Source organism: Methylobacterium sp. WL103, from assembly GCF_008039885.1.
Classification (GTDB): Bacteria; Pseudomonadota; Alphaproteobacteria; order Rhizobiales; family Beijerinckiaceae; genus Methylobacterium; species Methylobacterium cerastii.
Map to the genome: position 1 here is coordinate 1 of NZ_VRUX01000198.1, position 7041 is coordinate 7041.

A 7041-nucleotide genomic window follows, 5' to 3' on the forward strand; every position below is an offset into this window, starting at 1 on the left:
TCGTCGAGCGCCGCGGCCGCCCCCTCGACCCGCGGCGCTGAGGTCGCCCGCGGATCGCGTCCAGGTTCGGTGCTACCAGGCGAGGGTCTCGCCGCGGTAGTCGAGGTACATTGTGCCGGGCTGGCCGAGCCGGGCCTCGATGACGTCGGCCATGCCGCCGACGCTGGTCGCCACGTCGATGTCCGCCTCGGCGCCCCCCATTTCGGTCCGCACCCAGCCCGGATGCATCAGAACCACGCTCAAGGCCTCCGCCTGGTGGCGGATCGCGAAGCTACGCACCAAGGTGTTCAGCGCCGCCTTGCTGGCGCGGTAGTTCTCCCAGCCGCCCGAGGTGTTGAGCCCGACGCTGCCGAGGATCGAACTCATGAACACCAGGCTGCCGCCGGGCGCGAGGCGGTCGCGGAAGGTCTCCGCGAAGCGCACTGGGCTGATCGCGTTGGTGAGGTAGACCTGCGCCGCGACCTGCCGCGGCACCGCGTGCAGCGGATCGTGCGCTTGCGTCGCGACGCCGGCGACCACGAACACCAGATCGAAGGTCTGCGATGCGAGCCGGTCGTGCAGGCCTGAGACCGCCGCGTCGTCGTCGATGTCGGCCGTCTCGATCGTCAGCGCCTCGAATTTCAGGGCGGCGAGCCCCGGCGATGCGTTGCGCTGGGTCGCGGTGACGCGCCAGCCGCGCCCCAGAAAGGTCTCGACAAGCCCGAGCCCGAGGCCGCGCGAGGCCCCGACGATGAGCGCGTTCTTCTGAGTATTCGCCATGGGATCTCTCCTTCCGGGCGGTTTCGGCGCCGGTGCTGAGAAGGTGGATTGACCGAGCGACGGGGGAAGCGCCGGCCCGGATCCCCGGTGTGCCGCCGCACGTTCGGGGCTGCAGTTTGAAAGATGCACGCACGGAACGCCGCGCTCTACCTCCCCACTGAAGCCAACGAGCCCCTTCATACATATCGCCACGCATCCCGAGCGAGGCGCGAGTCTCCTCTCCCGGTCGGGAAGGGGGACAGGGTAAGGGGTGTGCCCTTTCCGGATCGACCTGACCCCTCACCCCAATCCTCTCCCGAACGGGAGAGGGGGCCGCACTGTGCTCCGCGCGATCAGCCCGGTGCCGGAACGGACATGTGTGAATCTGCAAGCCGCTGCGGGGGAGAAAGACGCGGGCCGTCGTCCTTCTCGCGATATGCAACGGGTTCGACGGGGCGTGCCCTTGCCCGCTCAATCCCCCGTCTGCACCGCCCAGGTGGCGTGGCGGATGCCGGGTTGGGTCGCCAGCGCCGCCACCACCGCGTCGAGGTCCTTGGCCGCCACCGCGCTGGCGATGAGGGTCGCGACCACGTCCACCACCGCGTCGCCGCGCTCCTCCACCGCGACGCCGCCGACCGGGTAGCCCGCCGCCTCGAGCCGCTCGACCAGCATGTCCTGCGCCGGGCCGGCCGCACCGGGGGCGGTGGTGACCTGGACCTCGTAGGTCGCCTCCGTGGCACTCTCGTCGATCGGGAAGCGGTTGATCGCGTTGACGAGCGGGCGCAGCAGGGTGTTGCAGGCCAGGACGGCGACGGCGACGAACAGCGCCTCCAGCGGCAGGTCCGCCCCGGCGAAGGCGCCGACTGCGGCCGAGCACCACAGGGTCGCTGCCGTGTTGAGGCCGCGGACGTTCATACCCTCCTTCATGATCACGCCGGCGCCGAGGAAGCCGATGCCGGAGATCACGTAGGCGACGGTGCGGGTGGCGCCCTCGGCCCCCGTCAGCCGCATGCCGAGGTCGACGAAGGCGGCGGCCCCCACCGCCACCAGCACCGCCGTGCGCAGGCCGGCGGTGCGCTGGCGGTACTGACGCTCGGCGCCGATCAGGGTGCCGAGCACGAAGGCGACGACCAGGCTGATCGCCGAGTTGACCGGTTCGGGGAGGGGCGTGGGCAGAAGGACCATCCGGTCTCCTAGACGGACGCGCATGACGCTTCCGTGACGATCTCCGCTACCACCGCAGGTCGCGGCGGGATTGACGGGTGCCCCGGGCAGCGGGCACACCGGCCTGGCTCATGGATCGCTCAAGAATCCAGGTGCCGCGGCCACGTCCGCGGCGTTCGACGAGGAGACTTGCAGGATGAAGGCTCACCTACAGTCGGCCGGGCTTTTCCGCGCATGAGCGGTGGCATGAGCGGTGCCGCTCTCGCTGAGCGCCCCGGCGCCGTCTCCGATCCGTTGCGGGCCCGCATCCTCGAACTTCGCGCCGGTTTGGAGCACGGGCTCATCGGCTGCGAGGGCTTGGTCGAGCGCCTGATGATCGGGCTGCTCACCGGCGGCCACCTGCTGATCGAGGGCGCGCCGGGGCTCGCCAAGACCCGTGCCGTCAAGCGGCTCGCCGACGGGCTCGACGGCTCCTTCGCCCGCATCCAGTGCACGCCCGACCTGATGCCGGCGGATCTGACCGGCACCACGGTGTGGCGGCAGGACGCCGGCACCTTCGAGTTCCTGCCCGGCCCCCTGTTCCACTCGCTGATCCTCGTGGACGAGGTGAACCGCGCGCCGCCGAAGGTGCAGTCGGCCTTGCTCGAGGCGATGGCGGAGGGCCAGATCACCGTCTCGGGCACGACCCATCCCCTCGCCGACCCGTTCATGGTGGTGGCGACCCAGAACCCAATCGAGCATGCGGGCACCTTCCCGCTGCCCGAGGCGCAGCTCGACCGCTTCCTGCTCCACGTCGTCGTCGGCATGCCGGACGAGGCCTCCGAGCGGAAGATCCTCGACCTCGTCGAGGGCGAGCTCAACCACCACGGCGAGGCGATGCCGGTGAAGCTCTCGGTCGCCGAGGTGCTGGCCGCACGCGAGGCCGCGCTGAAGACCTACGTCTCGCCGGCCTTGAAGGACTACCTCGTGCGCATCGTCGCAGCGACGCGCACCGATTCCGCCGCGCCCGAGCTTCGCGCCGCGATCGAGCATCCGGCCTCGCCCCGCGGCACCCTGGCGCTGATGGTGGCCGGCAAGGCGCGGGCCTACCTCCACGGCCGCGACCACGTCATCCCCGAGGACGTGGCGGATCTCGCCGCCGACACGCTGCTCCACGCCAACGGCCACCACATGGCGGTGGCGATCGAGCCCCTGCGCCAGGCGGCCGCGCGGATCGAGGCCAACAGCTATGGCGCGGTGACGGGGATGCGCCGGATCGAGGCCTGAGGGCACGCGGAGCCGCGTCCCCCTCCCCTTCTGCGAGGAGGGAAGAAAACCAGCGCCCCGTGTCCCCTACCCCTTCAGCCGCATCTTGATCCGGTAGGTCAGCCCGTCGCGGACGTCGCGATAGGCGTCCATGCGTTGGTCGCGCGAGGCGTCCTGGAGGATGGTCGGGTCGGCCGTCTGCCAGTACTCGACGTCGGCGGCGAGCGTATGGGTGAGGGCCAGCGCCTTGTGGTGGGCCTCGGGGGCGAGCGTCACGATCAGGTCGAAGTTCAGCCCCTCCCACTCGTCGAGCTCCTCGACGGTGCGCGGCCGGTGCTTCTTGGCGTCGATGCCGATCTCGTCCAGCGCCGCGACCATGAACGGGTCGACCGGCTCGCCCGAGCGCACGCCGGCCGATTGCACGTAGACCGACTTGCCGAAGTAGTGGCGCGCGATCACCTCCGCCGCGGGGGAGCGCACGGCGTTGAAGTTGCACATGAACAGCACCGATTGCACCCGGCGCTTGCGCGGCACGACGAGGTCGCCGGGCTGAGGCGGGACGAGGACGTCCATCGCGCGTGGGCTTTCAGCGTCGGTGCGGACCCGGCATCGCTTCCGATCGCGTCGCGATCGGAAGCGATGCCGAGACTCCGCGATGCCGCGCGCTCTGACGCCGAACCGGTGCCCACTTCGGCGGAGCGCGCTCGGGGCGGCGCAACGCCACCTCAGCCCTTCCAGTGCAAGGCGAAGATCAGGGTGAACAGCCGCCGCGCGGTGTCGTGGTCGAGGTCGACCTTGCCGGAGAGCCGCTCCTTCAAGGTCTCAGAGGCCTCGTTGTGCAGGCCGCGCCGGCCCATGTCGATCGCCTCAATCTGCGTCGGCGAGGCGGTGCGGATGGCGTTGTAGTAGCTCTCGCAGATCATCTCGTAGTCGCGGATCACCCGGCGGAAAGGCGTCAGCGACAGCAGATGGGTCATCACCGGCTCGCCCGACGGCGACTGGATCGCGAAGGAGAGCTTGTTCTCCACGAGCCCGAGGTGGAGCGCGTAGGGGCCGGTGCGACCGGGGATGGCGAAGTGGTTGTCCTCGATGATGTCGAAGATCGCGATGGCGCGCTCGTGCTCCTGGTCGGGGTTGCCGCGGCCGATCGAGTCCTCGTCGAGCGCCACCGAGACCAGGCGGTCCGTGCCCTTCCCGGCCGGCTTCTCAGCCTGCGTCTCAGTCCCCTTGGCCTCCGACATCGTGCGCATGCCCCTACAGGTTCAGCCGGATCGCGACGGAGCGGGCATGCCCCTCGAGGCCCTCCGACCGGCCCAGCGTTATCGCCGCGGGGCCGAGCGCCCGCAAGCTCTCCGGCGTGCAGGCGAGGATCGTGGTGCGCTTCATGAAGTCGAGGACGCCGAGGCCCGAGGAGAACCGCGCAGAGCGCGCCGTCGGCAGCACGTGGTTGGGGCCGCCGACGTAGTCGCCGATGGCCTCGGGCGTGTGGGAGCCGAGGAAGATCGCCCCGGCGTTGCGGATCTTCTTGGACAGCGCCTCGGCGTCCTGCGTCTCGATCTCCAGGTGCTCGGGCGCGAGGCGATCGACCAGGGGCACCGCCTCGTCGAAGTGCCTCACCCGGACGATCGCGCCGTAGTCGCGCCAGCTCGCCCGCGCGATCTCCTGGCGCGGCAGGGTGGTCAGCGCCCGCTCGACGGCGGCCTCCGCGGCCTCGGCGAGTTCCGCGCTGTCGGTGATCAGGATCGACTGGGCCGCCACATCGTGCTCGGCCTGGGCCAGGAGGTCGGCGGCGATCCAGTCGGGGTTGGCGTGGCCGTCTGCCAGGATCAGCACCTCGGAGGGGCCGGCGATCATGTCGATGCCGACCTGCCCGAACACCCGGCGCTTGGCCGCCGCGACGTAGGCGTTGCCGGGGCCGACGACCTTGGCGACCGGGGCGATCGTCTCGGTGCCGTAAGCCAGCGCAGCCACCGCCTGCGCCCCGCCGACGCGGTAGACCTCGTGCACGCCCGACAGGTGCGCGGCGGCGAGCACCAACGGGTTCGACTGCCCGTCGGGCATCGGCACGACCATGACGATCCGCGGCACGCCGGCGACGCGCGCTGGGATCGCGTTCATCAGCACCGAGGACGGGTAGCTCGCCGTGCCGCCGGGCACGTAGAGCCCCACCGATTCCAGCGCGGTCCAGCGCCAGCCCGAGGTGACGCCGAGGGCGTCGGTCTCCATCCGGTCGCCGGGGACTTGGCCCGCATGGAACGCCTCGATCCGGGCAGCGGCGAAGCGCAAAGCCTCCAGTGCCTCGGGCGGGCAGGCCTGGAGCGCCGCGGCGATCTCATCCTCGGTGACCCGCAAGGCGGACGCGGTGAAGCCCTCGCCGAGCCGGTCGAATTGACGGGTGTAGTCGACGAGCGCGGTGTCGCCGCCCTTCACCACGCCGGCGATGATGCCGCGCACGGTCTCGTCCACGTCCTCCGAGATCTCGCGCTTGACCGTGAGCAGCCGGGCGAAATCCTCCGCGAAGGTCGGGTCGCTGCTATCGAGGCGGATCATCGGCGCGTGCTTCTCTTGATGGTGTGGGGCGCGACGGCTCAAGCCGACGGGCCGGGCACGGGCGCCGCGTGGCCCGGGCGGCTCTCGGCCTCCCAGACCGGGCCGAGGTCCTTCATCCGTACCTCGATGCACTCGACCTCGAGGCGGATCGCGGCCTGGCCCGAGAACAGCAGCGTGACCAGGCCCGAGGGCGCCTCGGTCTCCTCGAAGGTGATCGCGAGCAGGCTCAAGGGCGCGTCCCCCGGCGTCAGGCCGCGGGTGCGAACCCCGAGCACGCGCTCGAAATGCAGGCCGGCGAGCCGTCGCCGCGGCGTCTCCGGGCTCTGCCAATCGAACCGGCGCAGCGCGAGCACGAAGCGGTGCTCGGCGGCTAGGAACGTGAGGTCGGCGACGTTCAGCACCGCATCCTGCAGGTGGGCCGAGATCACGGTGAGGTCCTCGGCGTCGAGGGCGGCGAGCTTGAGAAGCTCCATGTCGGCGGGCCGCTCCGGAGAGGGTTTCACGGGAAACATTTTCGCCCGCGTCAGTAGCGAGACCGGCCGCTTCCGGCAACCGCGGCCGGGTCGCACGAGCCGCGGCGGATGGTGTCCGGTCCCTCGCATCCACCATACCGGAGGATCGGGACGGCCGATGCGCAGTCTGGCGCGTTGAGCGTCGAGGCCGGGGCGCGGACAGCTGTTGCGCCGGCCTCAGCCGCCGTTCAGGCAGCCAATCGTAGACCCCACGTCGATCTCGGACCGGAGACGGACACATCCCATGACCATCAAGCGCTACACCCTCGCGGCCATCGCCGCCCTGACCCTCGGGACGACCCTCGGCGCGACCGGGGCCAGCGCCCAGTATTACGGCAACGAGTACGGCGGCCCGCGCCGGTTCGACCGCGGCTACGACGAAGACCGCCCGCGCCGTCGCGACTACGAGGAGGACCGCTACGAGCGCCGCCGCGACCGCGACGACTTCCGCGGCGGCGGCCGCGGCGGCAGCATCTGCGTCACCGCCCGCGGCAACTGCGTGACCCGCCCCGCGCCGTTCAACTCGTCCTGCGGCTGTGAAGTCCCGGGCTTCGGCTTCAAGCGCGGCGCCATCGGCCGCTGATCGCCGCGATCCCGCCTTGCGGGGGGGCCGTCCAGCCATCGGGCCGGGCGGCCCTTCGTGTTTTAGGCCTTCGGCGCCGCGAACCGCGCGGGCTGGTGCGAGCGTCCTGGGCGAGCTGCTGTCCTGGGCGAGCTCGGAGAGCATGATCCCTCCCCGATCCCCGCCTTCGGTCGGGAGCGCGCCGGCCCCCAGGGCCGAGCCGCCGAACGACCCGCGCCGCTCAGGCGGCGCGGACGCCCGCCAGGAAGC

At 71.2% G+C, this 7041-nt stretch carries 8 protein-coding genes; 2 read left to right on the forward strand and 6 right to left on the reverse strand.

Features of this window, described 5'->3' with window-relative positions; translation table 11 throughout:
- Positions 1-72: 72 nt before the first annotated feature.
- Positions 73-759, reverse strand: a complete 687-nt coding sequence (locus FV222_RS13395) for an SDR family oxidoreductase (RefSeq protein WP_147761617.1) — start codon at positions 757-759, stop codon at positions 73-75.
- Between the two features lie 450 nt (positions 760-1209).
- Positions 1210-1923 carry an MgtC/SapB family protein gene (locus FV222_RS13400; protein ID WP_147814630.1) on the reverse strand — a complete coding sequence of 238 codons (714 nt, stop codon included), beginning with the start codon at positions 1921-1923 and terminating at the stop codon, positions 1210-1212.
- A gap of 225 nt (positions 1924-2148) precedes the next feature.
- On the opposite strand from FV222_RS13400, the gene FV222_RS13405 reads away from it, so the two are divergent.
- Positions 2149-3168, forward strand: coding sequence for an AAA family ATPase (locus FV222_RS13405; protein ID WP_147814632.1), 1020 nt, complete (start codon positions 2149-2151; stop codon positions 3166-3168).
- A gap of 66 nt (positions 3169-3234) precedes the next feature.
- Here the strand turns inward: FV222_RS13405 and FV222_RS13410 are convergent, their stop codons facing one another.
- The 4 genes from FV222_RS13410 to FV222_RS13425 form a co-directional block, all read right to left on the reverse strand.
- The gene (locus FV222_RS13410; RefSeq protein WP_147753211.1) at positions 3235-3720 is read right to left on the reverse strand and encodes a low molecular weight phosphatase family protein; all 486 of its coding nucleotides are present in this window, start codon (positions 3718-3720) and stop codon (positions 3235-3237) included.
- A 152-nt stretch (positions 3721-3872) separates the two neighbouring features.
- Positions 3873-4388 carry a UPF0262 family protein gene (locus FV222_RS13415; RefSeq protein ID WP_147761706.1) on the reverse strand — a complete coding sequence of 172 codons (516 nt, stop codon included), beginning with the start codon at positions 4386-4388 and terminating at the stop codon, positions 3873-3875.
- Positions 4389-4401: 13 nt separating this feature from the next.
- Positions 4402-5697 carry a histidinol dehydrogenase gene (hisD, locus tag FV222_RS13420; RefSeq protein ID WP_147761614.1) on the reverse strand — a complete coding sequence of 432 codons (1296 nt, stop codon included), beginning with the start codon at positions 5695-5697 and terminating at the stop codon, positions 4402-4404.
- A 38-nt stretch (positions 5698-5735) separates the two neighbouring features.
- Positions 5736-6170, reverse strand: a complete 435-nt coding sequence (locus tag FV222_RS13425; RefSeq protein WP_147761705.1) for a DUF2948 family protein — start codon at positions 6168-6170, stop codon at positions 5736-5738.
- Positions 6171-6453: 283 nt separating this feature from the next.
- Between FV222_RS13425 and FV222_RS13430 the strand changes: the two genes are divergently transcribed.
- Positions 6454-6792, forward strand: coding sequence for a hypothetical protein (locus FV222_RS13430; RefSeq protein ID WP_147753209.1), 339 nt, complete (start codon positions 6454-6456; stop codon positions 6790-6792).
- Positions 6793-7041: the final 249 nt, after the last annotated feature.